At 37.0% G+C, this 20,540-nt stretch carries 18 protein-coding genes; 11 read left to right on the top strand and 7 right to left on the bottom strand.

Annotated elements, in window-relative coordinates; translation table 11 throughout:
• Positions 1-369: 369 nt before the first annotated feature.
• A complete protein-coding gene (locus ABMA72_RS00750) occupies positions 370-1,059 on the bottom strand; it encodes a hypothetical protein (protein WP_392860450.1) in 690 nt (229 codons plus the stop codon).
• Between the two features lie 259 nt (positions 1,060-1,318).
• On the opposite strand from ABMA72_RS00750, the gene fusA reads away from it, so the two are divergent.
• Positions 1,319-3,484, top strand: coding sequence for an elongation factor G (gene fusA, locus ABMA72_RS00755; RefSeq protein ID WP_392860452.1), 2,166 nt, complete (start codon positions 1,319-1,321; stop codon positions 3,482-3,484).
• Positions 3,485-3,650: 166 nt separating this feature from the next.
• Here the strand turns inward: fusA and ABMA72_RS00760 are convergent, their stop codons facing one another.
• Complete coding sequence (locus ABMA72_RS00760) at positions 3,651-4,742, bottom strand: hypothetical protein (protein WP_393055475.1); 1,092 nt, start codon at positions 4,740-4,742, stop codon at positions 3,651-3,653.
• A 155-nt stretch (positions 4,743-4,897) separates the two neighbouring features.
• Here ABMA72_RS00760 and ABMA72_RS00765 point away from each other — a divergent pair, with 155 nt between their 5' ends.
• From ABMA72_RS00765 to ABMA72_RS00795, 7 genes are all read left to right on the top strand, one after another.
• Positions 4,898-5,515 carry a hypothetical protein gene (locus ABMA72_RS00765; protein WP_393055478.1) on the top strand — a complete coding sequence of 206 codons (618 nt, stop codon included), beginning with the start codon at positions 4,898-4,900 and terminating at the stop codon, positions 5,513-5,515.
• A 133-nt stretch (positions 5,516-5,648) separates the two neighbouring features.
• Entirely contained in the window at positions 5,649-6,164 is a 516-nt protein-coding gene (locus ABMA72_RS00770; protein WP_393055480.1) for a hypothetical protein, read from the top strand.
• An 85-nt stretch (positions 6,165-6,249) separates the two neighbouring features.
• Entirely contained in the window at positions 6,250-7,149 is a 900-nt protein-coding gene (locus tag ABMA72_RS00775) for a LysR family transcriptional regulator (RefSeq protein ID WP_392860459.1), read from the top strand.
• Between the two features lie 8 nt (positions 7,150-7,157).
• A complete protein-coding gene (locus ABMA72_RS00780) occupies positions 7,158-8,252 on the top strand; it encodes a hypothetical protein (RefSeq protein WP_392860461.1) in 1,095 nt (364 codons plus the stop codon).
• Positions 8,253-8,317: 65 nt separating this feature from the next.
• Complete coding sequence (locus tag ABMA72_RS00785) at positions 8,318-8,737, top strand: hypothetical protein (RefSeq protein ID WP_392860463.1); 420 nt, start codon at positions 8,318-8,320, stop codon at positions 8,735-8,737.
• A gap of 102 nt (positions 8,738-8,839) precedes the next feature.
• Positions 8,840-10,705 (top strand): hypothetical protein, encoded by a 1,866-nt coding sequence (locus tag ABMA72_RS00790; RefSeq protein ID WP_392860465.1) that lies wholly within the window; start codon positions 8,840-8,842, stop codon positions 10,703-10,705.
• Positions 10,706-10,816: 111 nt separating this feature from the next.
• Positions 10,817-12,037, top strand: coding sequence for a hypothetical protein (locus ABMA72_RS00795; RefSeq protein ID WP_392860467.1), 1,221 nt, complete (start codon positions 10,817-10,819; stop codon positions 12,035-12,037).
• Between the two features lie 30 nt (positions 12,038-12,067).
• On the opposite strand, the gene ABMA72_RS00800 is transcribed toward ABMA72_RS00795, so the two are convergent.
• The 3 genes from ABMA72_RS00800 to ABMA72_RS00810 all read right to left on the bottom strand — a co-directional run bounded on the left by ABMA72_RS00800 (position 12,068) and on the right by ABMA72_RS00810 (position 16,032).
• Positions 12,068-13,579, bottom strand: a complete 1,512-nt coding sequence (locus tag ABMA72_RS00800; protein WP_393055483.1) for a cytochrome c biogenesis protein — start codon at positions 13,577-13,579, stop codon at positions 12,068-12,070.
• Positions 13,576-15,243 (bottom strand): cytochrome c biogenesis protein ResB, encoded by a 1,668-nt coding sequence (locus ABMA72_RS00805; protein WP_392860470.1) that lies wholly within the window; start codon positions 15,241-15,243, stop codon positions 13,576-13,578. Before ABMA72_RS00805 ends, ABMA72_RS00800 begins: the two co-directional genes overlap by 4 nt.
• 84 nt (positions 15,244-15,327) lie before the next feature.
• A complete protein-coding gene (locus ABMA72_RS00810) occupies positions 15,328-16,032 on the bottom strand; it encodes a heparan-alpha-glucosaminide N-acetyltransferase (RefSeq protein ID WP_392860471.1) in 705 nt (234 codons plus the stop codon).
• Between the two features lie 78 nt (positions 16,033-16,110).
• Here ABMA72_RS00810 and ABMA72_RS00815 point away from each other — a divergent pair, with 78 nt between their 5' ends.
• From ABMA72_RS00815 to ABMA72_RS00825, 3 genes are all read left to right on the top strand, one after another.
• Positions 16,111-16,728 (top strand): hypothetical protein, encoded by a 618-nt coding sequence (locus ABMA72_RS00815; protein ID WP_393055486.1) that lies wholly within the window; start codon positions 16,111-16,113, stop codon positions 16,726-16,728.
• A 78-nt stretch (positions 16,729-16,806) separates the two neighbouring features.
• Positions 16,807-17,109, top strand: a complete 303-nt coding sequence (locus tag ABMA72_RS00820) for a cytochrome c (protein WP_021267353.1) — start codon at positions 16,807-16,809, stop codon at positions 17,107-17,109.
• A 49-nt stretch (positions 17,110-17,158) separates the two neighbouring features.
• Complete coding sequence (locus tag ABMA72_RS00825) at positions 17,159-17,626, top strand: hypothetical protein (protein ID WP_392860474.1); 468 nt, start codon at positions 17,159-17,161, stop codon at positions 17,624-17,626.
• On the opposite strand, the gene ABMA72_RS00830 is transcribed toward ABMA72_RS00825, so the two are convergent.
• The gene (locus ABMA72_RS00830; protein ID WP_392860476.1) at positions 17,616-18,125 is read right to left on the bottom strand and encodes a hypothetical protein; all 510 of its coding nucleotides are present in this window, start codon (positions 18,123-18,125) and stop codon (positions 17,616-17,618) included. The two genes, ABMA72_RS00825 and ABMA72_RS00830, sit on opposite strands and share 11 nt — an antisense overlap.
• Positions 18,126-18,147: 22 nt before the next feature.
• Positions 18,148-20,496, bottom strand: coding sequence for a hypothetical protein (locus ABMA72_RS00835; protein ID WP_392860478.1), 2,349 nt, complete (start codon positions 20,494-20,496; stop codon positions 18,148-18,150).
• Positions 20,497-20,540: the final 44 nt, after the last annotated feature.

The following is a 20,540-nucleotide window of genomic DNA, read 5'->3' on the forward strand; positions in this document are numbered from 1 at the left end:
TGAGAAAGGTCTTTTACTCATTTTCACTTCGTGAAAATATCGTTTTTTTTTGCGACAACTTTCCCATTCGTCAGCGCTGAGACAACACATCGTGCGGCAAAAGTGCCCCAAAGGGCAGTTTTGAAGTACAGATGAATGTGATTCAAGAATCAAAGAGCGAAGCTCGCGTGATTCGGTTATATGAGAAAGGTCTTTTACTCATTTTCACTTCGTGAAAATATCGTTTTTTTTTGCGACAACTTTCCCATTCGTCAGCGCTTAAGCAACAAAGCCGGGCATGAACCCGGCTTGTTGAAGATATATTTCATTTCAGGCGACGTGCGCTATCGGCGCGTCCAATAGATTGCCTTTGGGCAATCAATGCCGCGCCTATTCATCAATAGCGTCCCAATCAAGATCTTTCGAGATTGTGACACCAGAGATTGTTTTTTGAACTTCTTTTTTAATGAAAGGGAAGTTGATTGCTTCAAAGTTGTATTCGCTTAATAGACCTTCTTCCATGACTTCATCAAAGGCAATTAAGATATTCTTTGGTGCAGCTTCAACAAGGTTAGTGAAATAGAAATCCTCTGGAAGCTCAGGGATATCAATCTTAGCATCTTCGTGACCTTCAAGAATTGCTTCATTCATAGCAGCTTCTGCTTGTAGGGCCATGATTTGCTTAACTGGAGACTCTTCACTTGTATCACGTACAATAAGAGAACCCTTGATATTGGCCGGGTTTAAATCTCTTGTGATATTCCAGCTGGCAATATTAAAGAAGTCTAAATAGAAAGTTGATTTTCCATATTTAATTTTTCTTGGAATTTGCAGTTGTGTAAGGAACTTACGCGTTGATTCATCTTTTGACTTACGAGCAAGCTTTTGAGCAAGTTTTGCGTCTTGGACTCGGATAATATAAGCACCGGCCTCTTTTGTTGATCTAAATAGCATATATTGGAACGCCACACTAAAGAGCGTATATAATTTATGTTGACCAAGGTGGATTCGTGACGCGTCGCTTTCGACAAGGGTTTTAACAGACTCGTATAGGTCTTGTTTACTAAGTTGAGAAGACATTCAGTTTATTCCTTTTAATTTTGTGCGAAAGATTTTTTAAGAATTAGGTCATTTTTTGTCAACACGTTTGTCAAAAATAAATACTTAAATATTCTTTATTTTAAGCTCAAAAAAGCCTTATAACTCGTTGACTTGAATGGCTTTTTTCACTAATATGCAACACTGATTATTATAACTTATGAACGATACTATATAAATTTGGTCACCCATTTTTATTTGGACTCAATTAAATATTAACAACCTCAAAACGGAGTTAAGAATGATTAACAACAAGCTGATGGCGAAAACGAGAAACATCGGTATTTCGGCGCACATCGACTCTGGTAAGACTACTCTTTCAGAGCGTATCCTTTTTTATTGTGACATGATCCACAAGATCGAAGATGTTCGTGGTGGTGGTGCTGGTGCAACTATGGACCACATGGAGCTAGAGAAGGAAAAAGGGATTACAATTACATCTGCTGCAACGACAGCACACTGGAAAGGTATTACAGGTAAAGGGACAACTTTTGCTGACGGTATTGAAAAAGATACTCGTGTAAACCTAATCGATACTCCGGGTCACGTTGACTTCACTGTTGAGGTTGAAAGATCACTACGTGTACTAGATGGTGCAATCCTAGTTCTTTGTTCAGTATCTGGTGTTCAGTCTCAGTCAATCACTGTAGACAGACAGATGAAAAGATATAACGTTCCAAGAATGGCTTTCTTAAACAAGATGGACCGTATGGGAGCAAACCCATTTAATGGACGTGACGCACTTAAAGAAAAACTAAACCACAATGCTGTTCTTATGCAAATCCCTATTGGTGCAGAAGATCAGTTCACAGGTGTTGTTGACTTAGTTACTAAGCAAGCAATGTACTTTGATGGTGATAACGGTGAAAACGTAAGAATCGAAGAATGTCCTGCTGATCTAGTAGAACAAATGGAAGAACTAAGAGCTGAAATGGTTGACGCTGTAGCTGAGTACGATGATGAAGTTATGGAAGCTTACCTAGAAGGTAATGAGCCAACTGAAGAACAACTTCACATGTGTATCAAGAAAGGTGTTCAATCTCTTCAACTTACTCCAGTTTACATGGGGTCTGCATTCAAGAACAAAGGTGTTCAAGCACTTCTTGAAGCTGTTGCAAGATACCTTCCTTCACCACTTACTTGTGCTCTACCAACTGCTGTTGATTCAGATACAGATGAAACTGTTACAATCAATCCAGATCCAGCAGAAGATCTACTTGCGATGGCATTCAAGATCACTGATGAGCAATTTGGTCAGCTGACTTATACAAGAATCTATAGAGGTACACTAAATAAAGGTGATACTGTTTATAATACAAGAACTGGTAAGAAAGTACGTATCGGACGTATGGTTCGTATGAACTCTAACGATAGAGAGAATATCGATACAGCTCACGCTGGTGATATCATTGCTATCGTAGGTATCGACTGTGCATCAGGGGATACATTCGTAGGTAACGACGATAACTTAAACCTTTCTCTTGAAGGTATCCACGTTCCAATCCCAGTTATCGAGCTTTCGATTTCTTGTAAGGATAAGAACGAGCAAGCGAAGATGTCTAAAGGTCTTGCTAAATTCATTAAAGAAGACCCGACATTCCACGTTTACACTGATGAAGAATCAGGTGAAACACGTATCGCTGGTATGGGTGAGCTACACCTTGAAATTTACGTAGAAAGACTAAAGCGTGAATTCGGTGCAGAAGTACAAGTTGGTGCTCCACAGGTTAACTACCGTGAAACAATCAGAACTGAAGCTACTTTTGACTACACTCACAAGAAGCAAACTGGTGGTTCTGGTCAATTTGGTCAGGTTGTTGGTCTACTTAAGCCTCTTGCTGAAGAAGATAAGGATAAAGAAGATCAAGTATTTAAATTCAATAACGAAATTAAAGGTGGTTCGATTCCTAACGAATTCATCGGTGCCTGTGAAAAAGGTTTCCAAGACGTTATGGATAAAGGTCCTCTTGCTGCATTCCCAGTTATTAACTGTGAAGTATTCTTAAGAGACGGTAAGTCACACGACGTTGACTCTTCAGATATGGCATTCCGTATTGCTGCAAGACAAGCGATGAGACAAGCTATCAACAAAGCACAACCAGTTCTTATGGAACCAGTTATGAAAGTTGAAGTTACAACTCCAGATGAATTCCAAGGTTCTGTAATTGGTGACCTTTCTTCAAGAAGAGGGATGATCCAAGGTTCAGAAACTGATCCAGGTGGAGAAGTTATCATCAATGCTGAAGTACCACTTTCAGAAATGTTTGGTTACTCAAATGACCTAAGATCTATGTCTCAAGGTAAAGCATCATACACGATGGAATTTGCAAGATACGTTGACTGTCCTTCAAATATTCAAGAGACAGTTATGAAAGAACGTAAAGAAAAACTTGCTAATGAAGATTAAAAATTAATATGCCCAAAGGCATATTAAATTTTTAATCTGCTCCCAGAGCTTGAAATTCAGATTTACAATAAAGACGGCCGGTTTATACCGGCCGTTCTTTGTTCTGGAGCAATGGGAAAGCTTCTGCAAAGAGCATGGCCCAAAGGCATATTGAATTATTTAAATATTAACGTGCGTGAATAACTTTTAGAACACTACTCGAAAGAGTTTTTGCATCAACCCAGATTTGCCCTTTTTCATCAACCTCCCAGGCCTGATCATATTTACGATAATCACCCCAGCTATTTCTAACTAGGTATTGGCATGAGTTGTCCTTGGCCTTTCTTTGGCCAATCACAAGGACAGAGTGGTTACTACAGCTACCGTTCATGGCAGGTAGTGAGCGCTTAAAGCTCTTTTCTTTTTCTGTTAAGACTTCGGCGCAGATATCGACGATAACCGGTAGGTTATTTCCTGATTCAAGACTTGCGCTTATATTTTGGATAATATGTGGGTTTACTGCATCAACTTGAAAACGTTGTTTGAACTCTTCATCTGTTTCATTATATCCAATATCACTAGGAGAGTAGTCATGGTACTCAAGTTCTGGAAGGTTGAGTTCAATTTTATTATTCTCGCAAACCTTCTCAAAAATGGCCTGCTCTCTTAAATAGAAGCCCTTTTTTGAAACTGCAATGGCCAAAACTTCATCGTCGACAATATTGAAAAAACCTTCTTTTACACCACGAAGTCTTAGTTCTTCTTTTAGCGTTTTTACTTTTTCTTCTAGTGACTTATTTGAATAGAACTCGTAAACGAATGGTTCCCAGAAAGTATTAGGGTCCTTAATTCCAATTGAAGTCAGAAAGTTTTGATCACAACTAAAGCCCTGCTTTAACTGCTTAAAGAGTATATTGATTTGACCTACTCCTAGTCCAGAGCGGCCAGCGCCCCTCGATATATTGGAGAGTAAGTTGACTTTACTGCCATTTGCTCGCGTCGGAGATAGCTTTGTTTGTAGGGCCGTTGTTATTGCAGATGTAATGTGTCCCTTTGCTTTTAAATCATTTTGAATCACAGCATCGATAAATTGTGAGCCTGCAAAGGCATAGCACATTTGAGAATCTTTTTTCTTTCCATACATTTGATCATGAATAGGCAAATTCTTAAATGGCGCATTCTCGCCCTGATCGAGTCGAATATCTTGGCAGTCATTCGCATATATTGTTGTGGATAGAAGTGTCAGTGTAGTGATGAATAGTTTTTGAAGTTTGATCATTTGATAAATATACAATGGATTAGTTCTATTTCTTTATTGGATGTAGAAAATTCTTTGGTGTGTATTTTTAAGACAGCTCTATCTAATTTTCAAAATTTTAAATTGAGCATTCAGTATTTGTTATTGTGAATAAAAAAACTAACGAGAATATTTATATGAAATTAGCATCAGCCCTTATACTTCTTACTTCATTAAACACATTTGCACTTAGTGGAGAAGTTAGGAATATCGAGGCCGTCAATCAATTTGATGACAATGCAAAGAGATCACTCGTTATTGAAGGAAGTCATGCAAATGCTAAGGTTTCTCAAGGAGTTAGTAACTTTGGCGTAAGAGATGATGAATCACTAAGTATACGCGTTATCGATATCACTGGTGTCGATGGGGCAATTCCTGATGATTTCTATGTTCGAGTGGCCGTTGATGCTTATAGTGCTGAACATATTGGGAATGAGAGTATTGTCTATATGTTACCTGACTTTATTACTGAGCGTGGTGAAGTGAGTGAAGAGCTTGTAACAGGTGATGAGATCACTTTAGAAGGACGTGAGCTTAATAATATCGAAATAGATAAGGGATATGGAAATCGTGTTATTCGTCTAGAGCTTGGTAAGGAGCGTTTCACGAAAGATTCTGTCTTTGGAACTTATGCTCTAAATCCAGCACAACTTGAAATGGTTGAGCGTGGAGAAACTCTTCGTCTGACTCTAGAAGATACGAGGAAACTTAAGAGAACGCTTACAACTGCTACGATTGAAATTTCTAAAAAGTAAGAGCATTCTTAATCGGCCGTTTTAAAAGTGACTAGAGTTTAAACTGATTTAATAAATTTGTTCACTTTTTAGACGGCCTAAGTCTTTGAACCCCCTTAAAAAGATTGGCACTATCATTGCATTATATATTCATGTGAAGAAACTTATAATCGCACTATTCTTGATGGCCACAAACGCTCAGGCAATAAACCTTACATATATCTATGGAGGGATTACACCGCATATTCAAAAGCCAACTGGCCCTAATGCAAGGCCACTTTGTAATGAGCTATCAGAGGGAAGCGGAGTTATTTATAATGAATTGCACTCAGTACGATTCAACTATGCTTACGACTGGTCCACTGGACTACTTGTAGGGGAGAATTCGTACTGTGAGCCTATTTGGGGTGTCACCCAAAGTTATAATTTTTATCGTAATAAGTATGTTGAGATTAATGGTACAGCAGGCTTCTATCATTTTGATGAGAATGGTTTTGACTTCAGTGAAGGGGCGTACTTTGCCAATATTGGTGACTTCTACTTTGTTCCAATTATTGGCGCTGAAGTAAATTTTAGCCTTTACAAAGATAAGGACTTTCAAATATCTTTCATGAATCTGCTTACTCCTGTTATTACAAACCATTCCTTTGGAGTAACGTTTTTCTTCTAATTTACAATTATTTGACAGAGTTGTTATTTACAAATGTTTACTTTTGGTATAAGGTATAACTTATACTTAAGATAAGGTTAAAATTATGTTAGAAACAAGCCAATTACAAACACTCGTGGCCGTGGCCCGTGCAGAAAGCTTCTCTCGTGCAGCTGAGGACCTAAATGTAACTCAATCTGCTATCTCTCAATCAGTTAAGAATTTAGAGACTAAAATAGGTGTTAAGGCCTTTAAGAGAACTGGTAAGAAGGTTGTTCTAACTCAAGAAGGTGAAAAGCTCTATGAGCTTGCAACGAACTTTCTTAACGATATGGATGAAACTCTTGTCCAAATTAAAGATAATAAAGATGAAATGAAGGGAAAGATACGCATCGGTACTCTTACTGGTGTTGGAAAGTCTTGGCTTGCTAACGAGCTTTTAACTTTTGCTGAGAATGAAAAAGACTTATCAATTCATATCTCTCTAGGCTTTCAAGAAGATTTAATTAAAAGCTTTGAAGAGAATAAAATCGACTTTCTAGTGCTTCCTGAAGGAGCGCTACCTAAGGCCGGTGAAAAGCTTCTTCTAAGTGAAGAGGCGGTAACTCTTGTTTATCCTAAGGGCAACCCTTTTAATATTACAGAACAAACTTCTTTAGATGAGCTAACTAAGATGCCTACTGTGCTTTTTGAGCAAGGTGATCGTCTTTACTACAACTGGTGTGTGGCAAAGTATGGTAAGAAACCTAAGAAAGTAAATGTTCGCTATTCAATAAACTCTCACGGAAATATGTTACAGGCCGTAAAGAGTGGACTTGGAATCGCAGTTGTTCCAAATCACGTTCTAAAGCGCTGGTACTATAGTGATGAGATCGAAACTCTAGGAAAAGCATTTGAGGTTTCTAATGACCGTTTCTACATTGTCTACCATAAGGAGTCGACAGAGCTAGTGCGTATTAGAAAGACAATTGAAATGCTTACTAAAGAGGCCAATCCATTTCTTTAACTCCCATGATGAAGAAATATGACCTTTCAAATATTCCAAACTCAATACAGCTATTCATTAGAAAGAGTTGGGAAGAAGGTTTTAGGCTTTGTCTTGTTGGAGGCAATGTTAGAGATTGGTATCTAGGAAAAAAATCAACAGACTTTGACTTTGAGATCAGACATCTTCAAGAAATTGAAGGCGAGGCGTGGATTGATTATCTTGCAGAGAATTTCCCCGAGGCCAAGTATATTGGGATGGGAGTGTTTCGTATTAATCTTGGAGAGGCCGAGATTGAGTTTTCTTCAGCACGTCTTGAAGAGTTTAATGATGATATTGGTCATAAGAATTTTACACCCAAATTTTCAAGTAGCCTATCTTACGAGCAATCATTCAAGCGAAGAGATATAAGAATTAATGCTATTGGTGCGCAGTTTAGTGTTGTCGATGATAAGATTAAAGTTGATATTATTGATCCTTTTGGCGGCCTAAAAGATATAGAAAATAAGAAAATTAATTATATTAATGCGGACTTCTTTAACGATCCTGTAAGACTTCTTAGAACGATTCGTTTTAGTATTAATACGGGCTTTGCAATAGTAGAAGACGAAAACTATGCAAAGTTTGATTTACGAAAAATCTCTCTTCATTACCTAAAGTATGAATCTTCAAAATGTAAGGACTGTCAGTTATTTGTAGAAACCCTTGTCTCGCTTATTAAACGCCATCATATTAAGTTACCTCAGGCCTTAAGCGAAATTATACTTCTCGATGAGTATTATCTTATTGGTGATATGAATTCGATTGAAGAAGTTGTTCTCTATAATAATGCTGGTTTCAGTGAAGAACTCTATTCATTTTTTGCAATTAAGAAAAATCAATATAAGAAAATTCTAAATTTTATAAATACTAGAAATGCTCTTCTAAAAAATGATTGTATCGATTTACGAATTGAATTAATCAATGCCATTGTCCGCTTAGAGGATGATAGTCGACTTAAAAACTATGACTTGTTCACAAAGATAAAAAATGAATTAGGTAAGCACCGTTCAAAAGACTCTAGAAATAAGGCGATAAAGGCCTTGGCAGAAAGTGAGCTAGGCAAAAAACTCCTAAATAAATAACGCACTAGATTTCTACCCAAATTCCATGCCATAATGTAAGAAGGAAAATCCTTCTTGGAGGAATTATGGTTGACATACATTCAATAATTGCAACTCATAAAAAGAGAGAAGTTGATTCAAGTAAGATCGATGCGAACTCTTTTCCTGCTCCTACGTTCTCAGATATCCCTGATATATTCTTTGATGAGATTCTTGTTAATTATCGCTTAACAAGAGTTGAGATTGTTATTCTAATGTACCTTTATCGTCGTGTTTGGTCGAAGGCCAATCCATATCGTGAACATGGTATCTCTCAATTAATGTCGATGTCTGAAATTGTTGAAAAGCTTCAAATTTCACTCGAAGAAATTCACCAATCAATTCTTAAACTTGAAAACTTTGGATTCATTTCTACTATCAGAGTTGGTCAATATTTTGTCAGAAGATTCTTTACCAAAGAAAATGACGAATATCATGGTCAATATTATGATGACTTTGATGTTTAGTTTTTGTGTCAAACTTAAAAGCCTTGTAAAACCAATATGTTGTGTATTCCTTTTTTAAATCATGATATTATGTAGATAAGATTAATTGAATGGAGACAAATTGTGTCAAAGAAGATTGCTTATCTCGGTAAGGACCTTGGTTATTGGGATGACCTACAAAAAGTGTATATCAAAACATATCCAGCTGAAGAAAAAAGTTTTCATCAGATTTCTTATCATGCAAATAATATCAATGAATGTATTTTTGACCTCTTTGAATTGGCCCCTTCGATTATCTATATCGACATTAAAGAAGATGAGGCTCATGGCCATAACTTAGGAATGATTTTAAAAAGAATACACTTCTTTAGAAATACTCCAATAGTTGCAATTGTAAATAACCTAGATGATGTAAAGAAACTTATCTCAATTCATTTCGACTTTGTTTTTGTTAAAGGTATTGAGATTCACGATGTCGTTTATCATCCCTATAAACAGCGCTTTCCTGCAGATGCTGTTTCCGCAGAGTTTGCTCTTGCAAAATTAGAGGCCGCTATTAAGCTTAAAGAAATTGCACGTGTAGGCTTCTACGGTTTGAGCACAATGCATATCGAGTGTAATAATAAGCTTGAAGAAGGTAGGCTTGTTGAAGTCGAGCATGCGCTTGATAAGAAGCAAATGGACACAAATTACTTTATCGCTCGTAAGCATGGCCTTGATAATATCTACTATGGCGCTAATGGTTGGTCAGAGTTAGAGTATCTCTTTGTTGATCCAGCAAAGCGCGAGGATGGAAGCTTTAGCCTAAATGTAGAAGACTTAAACGAGAATGAGTTAAATAGAAAGCTTAAGATTGGAAAGACCTTAAAGAGCTGGGTTAATGATAACTCTTCTTATGGATCACAAAAGCTCACTAAGCTATTTATGGTTGATCCTCAAATGCATTATTTTAAAACAAATGAAAAACTCATTGATTCATATGACTTTGTTTTTAGAATTAATGAAAGCTTTGAGGAAGATTACACATATATTTCACGCTTAAATCCAGACATTGTTGTTTACTGCTATCCTGAATTTATTAGTGAGGAAGGCGAGCTTGATGAGGCAAAAGAGAATCAAGATGTTGATCAGATGGCCAATATCGCAAAAAGTATTGAAGAGTTTCATCAGAAACAGGATGAAGTATTAAAGAATGCTATAAGAAATATCAAAAAGCTAGGGGATAATAGTCCCTATTTTATCGTTATTAATTGTGACAGATATACTTCTAAAGAGTTTCAGGAGAGGTTTAATTACCAATTCGCTCTTGTGAATCCGACAATGATAGGGATGAATGTACTTTCTCAAATGGTGCACCAATTACAAGAGAAACGTCTTACAAAAGAAGAACAAGAATTAAATACAAAAATTGCTGCTCTAAGAAAGAAAGATCCGATGAAGTATGCAAAGCTTAATAAGAGCTATTTTAACCCTCCAAAGTACTTTGTCTCTAAGAAGTCGCCACTAAGTCATGCTTTAATTATTAGGGGGGCCAAATTAGTTGAAATTTCTGAATCGACTTGTTTCTTCTCTTTAGATGAAGAACTTGTTTTAGGGAATTACTACTTAACTCATCCTTTTAATTTTGCAGTAAAGATTATTCCTCAAGAAGGCAATATCTATAAAAAAGAAGGCAATACTTATAAGTACCAGGGGCTTATTCATGCCATTGGTGAAAAAGAGAAAATGCGTCTTCGCCAATTTGTGAATGACATTTATACTCAACATAAGAAAGAGATTCGAGATAAAGAAGCCGCGGTAATGAAAGAGGCCAATGAAAGATTCTTAGAAGAGCAAAGAGTTGCTGCTTTATCTGAAGAGGAAGCCGCTGCTGAGGCCGAAGCACAAGCACAGGCCCTTAAAGAAGAAAAGCTTAAAAATACAGCGCCTGAGAATATGGACCTTTTAAATGATCTTGATGCTGCTATCACTAAGAAATCAGGACAGTAGTCTGAGTAGTTTGTTCAACTAAGTTGCTAAACATTCTCTTCTTTTCTTACATCTTGTGATTTATTTTCCAACTGCCATTAAAATAAAAGGATATTTTCATGGAGGAAGATAATGAGAAATCTAATGCTAGCATTGATGCTATTAGTGTCGAGCAATGTTCTTGCTGCAAACCCAGATAGAATAAATGAGAAATTTAATAACAGATTCTCTTTTGAAAGAGATGATTCTGGAAAACTTATTGCTGTAAGAGATCGTACAATCCGTACAAAATTCAAGTTCAAGGACTATGTTGAGTATATTAAAAACTCAATCTTAAATGAACAGGCCTTGATGTCACAAAGTGGACTTACTGGAAATTATGAAGCTGAAGTAGAAGGACTTTTTGAAACAGGTCATAACTTTCTAGGTAATGATTTTCAGACACAAAAGAATGTTAAAAGAGTTGTGACTTCGATGCGTGCATTTGAAGGTGTTGATTTTGACGCTATTTTTGCTGATAAAGAGTTTAATAACTTAATTGAAGAGTTTGGTTCAAAGATTAAGGATACTTTCTATTATATTGACCCAACGATTATTGCAAAGCCAGATAATGCAACATTTTTCTATCGTAAGAATGTTACTTATAAGGTCGTTAACTGGGCCTTAAATCAAGCTCGTAAGCGTCTATCAACAGTTCCTGCTTTAAATACAGCTTTCTATGTTATTACAGAAACAGAGAAGCTTTTTAGAACGAGACGTTTTTATCACCAAAACCTATTACTGCACTATCTTGAGTTTGCAAGTCCTGTCGAACTTGGTCTGACAAAAGAAGAAGTGGATCTTGTTTATTCTTCAATCTATGAGTCAAGAATTGATTGGATTGCATTCTGGGAATCAAATAGTGCTAAGCTAAACTGGCCGAGATACGGTACTGCTAACTTCTACTCAAAATTTAGAACGGCAACAAATCGTTTTAGATCATATAAGTCAAAGTATTCATCGGTTGGTGAGAGAATCAACTATGGTTTTCAAGAGGTAACTCTTGATGGTGAAAGAGTGATTGTTAACCTATTTGATGGAAATCACACTTTTGATAAGTCTCCTGCAATCGCTTACTCTTATGATCGTCCAAATCGCGTGAAAAGACTTAGAAGTGTTCTGACATTAGCAAGTCTAGGTCTAAGCTTTGTTCCACTTCCTGCAATTATTAAGGACAATGTTGATGGCTTTATTAAGTCTTACTACAAGCAACAACAAATTACTGAGGGAGCTCTAATTGGATTCTTTGAAATGAATGATGACGATTATATGCTTCGAGAAATACGATCGCAATATATCAATCCATTTATGTAATAAAAAAGGGCCTCTAAGAGGCCCTTTTTTTTATGCAGCTTTATGATTTGATTTTATAACTGTTAAGATTAGGAAGATCGTTTGAATCGCAAAGAATGTTCCTAGGAAGTATGCTCCACCTTGAGAGAATCCGTATGAGTGAAGTCCAGTTGCAAGGATGTAGTTAACTCCAAACCATGCCATCATAACACTCATAAAGGCCCCTGCTACAAGAACAGAGAAGCTTTTATTTGTGATCCAATTTGTGTACTTTCCGTGAAGGATCGCCATATAGATACATAGAACAATTAGTGACCATGTCTCTTTCGGGTCCCAACCCCAAAATCTTCCCCAAGAGTAATCGGCCCAAACACCACCAAGGATAATCCCTGCCGCAAGCATGATGATTCCGTATTTTAGAGTCGTGTAGATTAGGTCATTGTAGTATGTCTCATCTTCTACTTTGAAGTCTGTAAATGCTCTTTTGAAAAGAATTGTATTTGCTAGAATCCAACTTAGCGCCAGGGCACCGTAAGACATAATGATTGTTGTTACGTGAGTACTTAGCCAGAAGTTATCTCTTAGTACTGGAACAAGAGGACTAATTGATGGCGAAACCATATTAGTCGCAAATGTAATCATCATAAGCGTACATAGGTTGTATGCAAGTCCCATGTAGAGATATGTCTTTTCTTTCTTAAAGTGTCCAATAATCATTGAAAGTAGAAGAGCACCGTATCCTGAGAAGATAACTGTTTCATACATATTTGTAATTGGTGCACGTCCTGAAATATAGACTCTTAAAGTGATATATACTGTTTGAACGATAATCGTTAGCGCTGAAAGACCAAGTGCGATTCCAAACTTCTTAAAAAGAACTAGTGCTGCTAGGCCAATAAGAGTTAGGGCAAAAGCAATTTTAGTCAGCTGTAATTTATCGAATAAGAACTCTGTTAGGTATTTGTCACCACTTACTTCGATATAGTCTTTCTTGGCCTTAGCAAAAACATCCTTAAAAGGTGTTGATGAAACTTGTGCTAGTGCATCGACTTTTTCTTTTGTTAAAAAGTTTGTTACTGGCTCCCACGAGATTTCATTACCCATTCTTACTGGAAGCTGCCAGTTGCTTCCATTGATGATGTCTTGATAAAGAGCAATTTTATTAAGAAGCTTATTAAGCTCTTTCTTATAACCAGATTCAACCTTTTCTTTTTGATAGGCCATTCTAATTGTGACGTTCTCATCAATTAAGTCATCAAGTGCCATTGAGCTTTTTCCGCCAAGAAGAGCTTTCGTATTCTTGTGCTCAATTTTAGTTTCTAATTTAAAAGGTGCTTCTAGGCCAAATGCTTTTGAGCTTAGAAGACAAAAAGTACCTACTGATGAGTGACCTTTGGCCTTGTACTTTCCTGTCAGGTGATGAATAACTTCTTTTGAATGAACTGTAAGTGGCTTAATACGCCCATCTTGAAGAATAGGAAGTTTTCCTAACTCATCATTACAAAAGTTAACGTTAGCAAGTGTACTTGTTGCGATAAGTAGACTTAGTAGAATCTTAATCATTTCTTGTCTCCTAATTGGTCACCATCTGCTACTTCAAGACCTAAAAGGTCCTTCGTCTTTCTCTTAGGGCGATAATTTAGATAATAGTGCCATAGAGAACCTAAGACGAGTAGGAGTGAGCCTAGGTATTTAATCCAGCGTCCTTGATCTAGGTTTACTGATAGGGTTGAGCTATATTGTCCTGTTTCAGGATCTTGTGAGTATGAGGCCTGATAGAATGTGAAGCCATCATACTTTAAAGGGTTGTTCATATAGACATGATATGGAGTTGTGTCACCATCTGTGAATAGATTCACAAAACTCTCATAACTTGCAGGACGATTCGTTCCAGGGTCTTTATCCATTTTAAAACGTGTTAGTGTGAATTCAAATGGTAGAAGAAATGACCTCTTCGTTAAGTAGACATTTGTCTTAACACCATCAATCAGTACTGAGACTGGCTTATCATCTGTTAGCCAATATTCTTTATCTCTTACATGAATTTTTGCTGCTCTTGTTATACCCCTAACAAGTCCACCGTTTTGTTGAATTGGTAGAGTTGACTCAGGGACCATTGTTGGAACTAGGTTCTTTTCATTGCGAACTAATTTAAGTGTGAATCCCATCCAAGGAAGTGACATTAGACCTTGGTTATCAAAATTCTGGCTAACCCACTTGTCGGCATCTTTATCAAAGAAAGAAGCTGAGTCTCCAAAGAGAAATAGGTTTGGTTTTTCTTTAAAAAGATTCTTAGAAAATACTCTGATTGGAGCATTCATTGCAGGCTTTAGATTTTGGTCAAGGGCCCAAGGACTTAGGTCTGGTAGAAATGAGTAAACATTTTCTCCGTCTTTGATAACGAAGAATCGTTTATTCGTTGCTGTCTCTTCAACCTTGATATTCTTCTCTTCCGCAGTGTAACACTGTGACGTTCTCGAGTCCCAAAGGATTAGGCCACTGTCACTTGGTGTTGAAAAACATGGGGCAAGAGTTTTAGGTAGGTAAGTAATACTTAAAAGACCCATGCTTAGAGAAGCTTGAAAATCAAATGCTTCAGGATGGAGACTTAATGTGAAGTCTTGGGCCACGTTATCATTTGAAATGATATAGCTAGATGAGTGCATATTATCAGAATCATTAACACTATCTTTGGCCGGTAACCACTGCATGACCTTGTCTGCAAATGGAATATATTCTTTAATTTCAATTTCTTTGTAAGTAACGCCAATATTGCTATCAAATGCGCTATAAGGAAGAGGTAGAACAGCTCTTGTGTTTTCGTCTGGACGCGTGATCTCAATAACATCTTCGTTAAGGACAACTTGTCTTGTTGGAGTCATTGGCTGAAGGTGGATCGTTCCATCAATTCCTGCAATATATGTGACAAATGAACCAATACCAATAATGATAAGCCCTGCGTGAATTGTATAGAAACCGTAGAGTCTTTTCTTTAGTGGCAACCTTATAAGTGCTGCAAATAGAATACTTAATCCCATAAAGAATTGGATGGCCATGAACCACCACGTTTTATAGATAAGTCTTCCTACGAAGTCTGTTCCGTAATAACTTTCAACGAATGTTCCTACAATCATTGCAAGTGAGAATAGTGAAATAATAAAAACTGCGAATTTCATTGAGCCAATTGAACGCTCAAAGTACTTGTAATTGAACTTGTTACTTACCATTGCTTTTTAGCCTTTTTCCTTTGCTAAATTAAATAGCATAGTTGGTAAAGAGAGGCTATGGATTTCAAAAAGTTTTCAAAAACCTTACAAAAGTGGCGCACCTTTTATGATCTTGTACGCAATATAAACAATTGAGTAGAGAAATAGTTGGTGAGTGACATAGATAAGAAATGAATGCTTTCCTAGGAACTGCGTAAAGCGTATTAGACGCCACTGTGGGTAATCGATTTTATGCCAGCCTAGGTGAAAGAATGTTATTCCCAACATTGAAACAGCGGCCCATGGGAAGACTGCAATAAAGTCTAACGATGCGTGACTCATCTCTGGAAATGGGATGGCGTAAGGGGTCATTTCAAGTGCTAGAATGAGTATGGCCAACGCCGCACTAGGCCATGGTTTCTTTCTTAGGGGAGTAATTAGTAATGTTGTAAAGAAGATACAATGTAGTGTTCCAAAGTAGATCCAATTTTTTGGAAACATAAAATATGTTGAGACACTTATGATAATGGCCGCAATCCCAATTTTTGCCTGGCGAATGAGGTATGGGCGTGGGTGAATCTTTCCAGGGTGGGCCATGCATATTGAAACACCTACTGAGAACATAAAAAGAGTTACAATAAGGCGTGGGAGGTAGTACCAAAAACCAGGCCTAAAGAATTCAACATCCACAAATCCGAAGACATCAAGATCATATGTAAAGTGAAAGATAATCATTAAAATGACTGCTATGCCTCTTGTGAGGTCGATTAGATGATATCTCTTTTTTACTGTCTGCGAATCTTGTGTCATCTCTAAATGATAGCATAATCTCTTAATTTATGGTCAAAAGTATTCAAAGCTGTTAATTTGATTCCTATAAAAAGGTGGATGATGACAATATCAAATAAAGCACAAGAGCTTCTTCGTGATCTCGATACTGCACAATATTCTCAATATATTTCAGCAAGCTTCTTTGATGCAAGTTTTATGGCAAATGAAGAAGATGCGTTAAGAAAGAAGGCCCTTATTTATAGTGCCTTGACGATCGTTAAGAAAGTTGGGCCTAGCGCCTTATTTGTTATGACTTTCAGAGAAGCGGAAAGTTTCTTAAGAGATAGTGCTGCCCAACATAGTTGGCCAGGAGTTTTAGACTTAAAAAAGTGGTTTGAAACGATCTTACAAGAAATTCAGAAAGAGTTTTTTGAAAATGCCCTTATGAATAATAAAATAGAAGTTCTCAATTGGGAAAAATTGGACCTAAAAGAGCGTCTTTTGAAAATGGCCTCACTTATTGAAAATGTGAATGCGACTCTGGAGAGTTATAACTTAGGTCAAATTCAATTATTTAGCATAGAAGAAAATGAGGTCTGTGTTGATAATGGCCTAGTTTTTGGTGGGCTGCGTCAGCTACAGGCCGATAGTTTAAAAGAGATGATCTATGATTGTATTGCTAAGTATATGAACTTTAGCTTTCAATCTCAGCGTATAAAATTAGTTGCGCAGTGATGTATAAGCAGTTAATATTAGATAGCTATACGGTAAAGAAAATTAACAAAAAATAGATTTTATAAAAGAGGAACTAGAATGAAGTTAACGGCCCTTGCACTTATCACACTAGGTATTTTTTCAATGAATACTGCTCACGCTCAAAGCGCGGCCAAAGGTAAGACTCTATACTCACGTTGTATTTCATGTCACGGTGATAATGGAGAAGGAAAGAAGTCGATGAACGCTCCTCGTATTGCGGGACAATACGACTGGTATATTTACTCATCACTTGTTCAGTTTAAAACTGGTGAAAGAAAGAACCCAGATATGTTACCATTTATTAAAGGTCTGAACGATTCAGACTTTAAAGATCTTGCTGCTTATATCTCTACGCTATAATTGTAGAAAGATCTCAGTTTTTTACAATATTATTTACTAGGAAGGAATCATGGTAAAGGCCATTCAATTAGGCGAACTAAGTTTTGAGTCAGTTACATCTCAAAAGAAAGTAAAAGACGTTTACGATTACAACGTTGAGGCATTCTCTGATAGTCCAGATTTTAAGTGGACATTAGATGATATTAAGAAAGAATTGTCAGATGGTTGGCAACTCTATTCAGTAAAGCTATCTGAAGAAATTATCGCAGCGGCCTTCGTAAAGAAGGAAGGTGATAAGCTTCTTTGTAAGAATACATCAATCAAGATGCAACATAGTGGAAGTGGTTTTTCTCACAGAATCATGGACTTCTTTGAGCAAGCAGCTAAAGAGTTTGATGTGAAGGAAATTGTTCACTATTGTTCAATTGATAATTTCAGACAATACTCGCTAAATGAAAGCCATGGTTATGAAAAGACGGCACGTCGTCTTGGAAATAACGGTCACACGACAGAGTGGATCAAGCCGGTTAGTAAGTAGTCGCAGGATAATGTCTTGTACTTAGGGGAGACTCATAGCGAGTCTTTCCCCAGCTTTTTTCAATTCTTCCCGTTTTATTATCGATAATTGCTGTGAATGATTGCGGCATTCCATTCACGTCACGATTAACAATATAAATACTCTTATCAGTAATCTTAAGTCTTTTTACGATTTCAAATTCACTATTTGCTAGAATCGGTAGATTCTTTTTTACTTTTTTAATAACGGCAATATCTTCTTTGGTTAACTCCTTGGCAACATTGGCCATGGAATTATTTGTGCTTGTGTCATCTTTAGGAAGATCTGCTGTTGGTACAGAAGCAATCTTTCGAGAGTGGTGCTTGTGCCCGTGATGATGCTTTCGTGCTTTGTAGCGCTTTTCGTTCTTACCACTTGTGGAAGAGTATTCTTTAGAATTAGATTTTCCTTCATTCTGATATGAAGAAATAATAAAAAGTGCTGCTAAAGAGATACTACAAAATAGTAAAAACTTTTTCATCAAGGCCTTCTTTTGATTAAGATTATTGCTCAACCGTAAAGTTAATATTTAAAATGCTAAAAGGTTCTTCACCTGCAAATTCAAAGTCTTTAAAGTCATCATAATTAGTACTAGTTAGATCATGGTAACAATCTTCACAGTTTGCAAATGTCATACGTAGACGACATGATACTTCTGTTCCTAGTGGGATATTTTTATTAATTTCAAAGAACATAATATTCGAGTCTGTAAATAGAGGAGCTCCTTGCTCTGCTTGCATTGTCTCTTGCCAATTAGATTTCGGTGCCATGAAAGGAATGTTTTGAACATTCGTACTTGGGATAGCCTTTACAAAGCAGTTATTTAAATCGTCTTGTGTGCGATCTTCTCCTTGCCCTAAGCAGTCTTTTTCTAGCAGTCCAATATCAGACTTCATTCTCTTTAGGAACTCATGCTGATTAAGAAGTTTCGTGCTCGTACCGTCATTATATGTAAGCATACAAACAGGCATGATTCTTCCAGTGTCGTTATAATTTGTTTCAGTTAATGGATCACAAGTTTTTCCACCTTGTGATATCGAAGGGTAGCCATCACTTAAATTTGAACATGGTACACCGTCTTGCATATGCGCCCAGTCCGAAGCCAGGACTCTTGTTCCGGCCATGATAGAACTTGAGTTATTGTAGACGCTAACAAATAGACCAACGATCTCTCCTGGTGAAACCTTACCGTTTCCATTGTTATATCTTGCATCGACTGTTGTTACTTCACCTACATCCATTTGGTTTTGAATTGTTTGATATACTGACGAGCGGATATCAAAGACACTTAATGATGAGTATGAAGAGCGTGTGTCTTTAACAAGAAGATTTTTGTTAATTAACTCTGTCTTCTTACGATTAAGTGGATTAACTGTGATATTTGTCGTTGAAATAGAATTCAAGTTATTATTATAAGTTCTAAAAAGTAGTAATCCGTATGAGTCGAATAATTGCTCTAAGTTATCCTTAGAAAAGTTTTGGTATGTACATAGGTTGTACTGGCTATTTGTAATATTGTAGACATTTCTTGCTAGTGATTGAGAAAAGCGTCTGAAGTTAATTGGGTTTACTGATTTTAGCCACTCTTTTGCGAAATCCTGATCAAGGTTGATTTGTCCCGTCAGTCCATCTTTTGCTTGTGCTGATAAGTCTCCTAATTCTCCAAGTGACTCGACAAGAGCGTAGAAAACAAGTTTCTTAGCGCCGTCAATATTACCTGTACAGCGATTGCTAAGTTCTTTTGTTAGGGCAACTAGAAGGTGACTGATGATTTGTCCATCAACGTGGATATCGTCAACACGAGCTTCTGTACTATAAACATCATATCCTAGGTATTCTGGATAACTGAGTCTTGAGTCTTCATCAGTTGAGATTCCTGCAATATGCATTGAATCGTCTTCTGAGATAGGACGTGAAGCATTTGCGAATTTTCCTAATCCCCATTCTCCCATATGTTCTCTGTTGTTAGTGAAGTATGAGAAGTAATCTGCAATCCCTTCATTAATCGAGTATGCCTCATCGTGGCCAAAGTAACCAAGAGCTGACTCTTCAAGACAGACTGGGTTTTGTGTATTTAAACAAAATGCTGCATTAAAGGCCCTGTTTCTGTGGTTCATTAGGCGATCAACAATAGCATGACCAAATTCGTGATAAATAACAGAAGGGTCTTGGGCCATTTTGATATTTTGATAACCAGGAATATAACCTAATTTGATTAGGAAGTTACTTGGATCAAAGCTGGCATTCTTTCTAAGGCTTGCATCAGCATGAACGACGAGCTTTGCCTTATTGGAAGCATTCCAATAGGCCTTATGTAAATCCGTATTTGTTGGCACTGACGTGTCGTAAGAGACCTGATTAAGGCGATCAAAGACATATGTTGTAACATCACCTAGGTATGTATCGATGACTTTTGCTGTATGATAAAAAGCATTGATTTGTAGGAACTCTGTCGTTGTAACAGGAAATGCCCACTTTCTTGATTCATTTTGAAATGCCGAAACTCCGGCATCTTCCGTTACTTCTAAGCAGTCACCAATTAGCGAACAAGATTTTGTTAAGTACTCATTACTTGTAATATAAATAGGTGAGCGAGTGATGAGTGTTGAGAGGTCTGTATTCTCATCTGCTGCGTAATCGCTAAGAACGAGGGGATTGGCCGTTAAGACACGTCCGTAATTTGCTGATACTGTATCTTGAGTGTTACTTAAAGCTGATCCGCCAGAGCCTTCTCGTGATGAAGAGGCCTGATCGACCACACATGAAGTTGCAAGGATACTGATACACCCTAAAGTCCCTAGTGTATGAAGTAATTCTTTTTTATTTTTAACTATACGTACCGCAAATTTCAATTAGGCCTCCCATGCCCTTGAATCAATATATTCTATTCTATCGA

The sequence above is a fragment of the Halobacteriovorax sp. CON-3 genome (assembly GCF_043196995.1).
Taxonomy (GTDB): Bacteria; Bdellovibrionota; Bacteriovoracia; order Bacteriovoracales; family Bacteriovoracaceae; genus Halobacteriovorax_A.

Coding starts and splice junctions, on each gene's coding strand:
- ABMA72_RS00750 (WP_392860450.1), bottom strand. CDS start 1,059: ATGTCTTCTCAACTTAGTAAACAAGACCTATACGAGTCTGTTAAAACC.
- fusA (WP_392860452.1), top strand. CDS start 1,319: ATGATTAACAACAAGCTGATGGCGAAAACGAGAAACATCGGTATTTCG.
- ABMA72_RS00760 (WP_393055475.1), bottom strand. CDS start 4,742: ATGATCAAACTTCAAAAACTATTCATCACTACACTGACACTTCTATCC.
- ABMA72_RS00765 (WP_393055478.1), top strand. CDS start 4,898: ATGAAATTAGCATCAGCCCTTATACTTCTTACTTCATTAAACACATTT.
- ABMA72_RS00775 (WP_392860459.1), top strand. CDS start 6,250: ATGTTAGAAACAAGCCAATTACAAACACTCGTGGCCGTGGCCCGTGCA.
- ABMA72_RS00780 (WP_392860461.1), top strand. CDS start 7,158: ATGAAGAAATATGACCTTTCAAATATTCCAAACTCAATACAGCTATTC.
- ABMA72_RS00785 (WP_392860463.1), top strand. CDS start 8,318: ATGGTTGACATACATTCAATAATTGCAACTCATAAAAAGAGAGAAGTT.
- ABMA72_RS00795 (WP_392860467.1), top strand. CDS start 10,817: ATGAGAAATCTAATGCTAGCATTGATGCTATTAGTGTCGAGCAATGTT.
- ABMA72_RS00800 (WP_393055483.1), bottom strand. CDS start 13,579: ATGATTAAGATTCTACTAAGTCTACTTATCGCAACAAGTACACTTGCT.
- ABMA72_RS00805 (WP_392860470.1), bottom strand. CDS start 15,243: ATGGTAAGTAACAAGTTCAATTACAAGTACTTTGAGCGTTCAATTGGC.
- ABMA72_RS00810 (WP_392860471.1), bottom strand. CDS start 16,032: ATGACACAAGATTCGCAGACAGTAAAAAAGAGATATCATCTAATCGAC.
- ABMA72_RS00815 (WP_393055486.1), top strand. CDS start 16,111: ATGATGACAATATCAAATAAAGCACAAGAGCTTCTTCGTGATCTCGAT.
- ABMA72_RS00820 (WP_021267353.1), top strand. CDS start 16,807: ATGAAGTTAACGGCCCTTGCACTTATCACACTAGGTATTTTTTCAATG.
- ABMA72_RS00825 (WP_392860474.1), top strand. CDS start 17,159: ATGGTAAAGGCCATTCAATTAGGCGAACTAAGTTTTGAGTCAGTTACA.
- ABMA72_RS00830 (WP_392860476.1), bottom strand. CDS start 18,125: ATGAAAAAGTTTTTACTATTTTGTAGTATCTCTTTAGCAGCACTTTTT.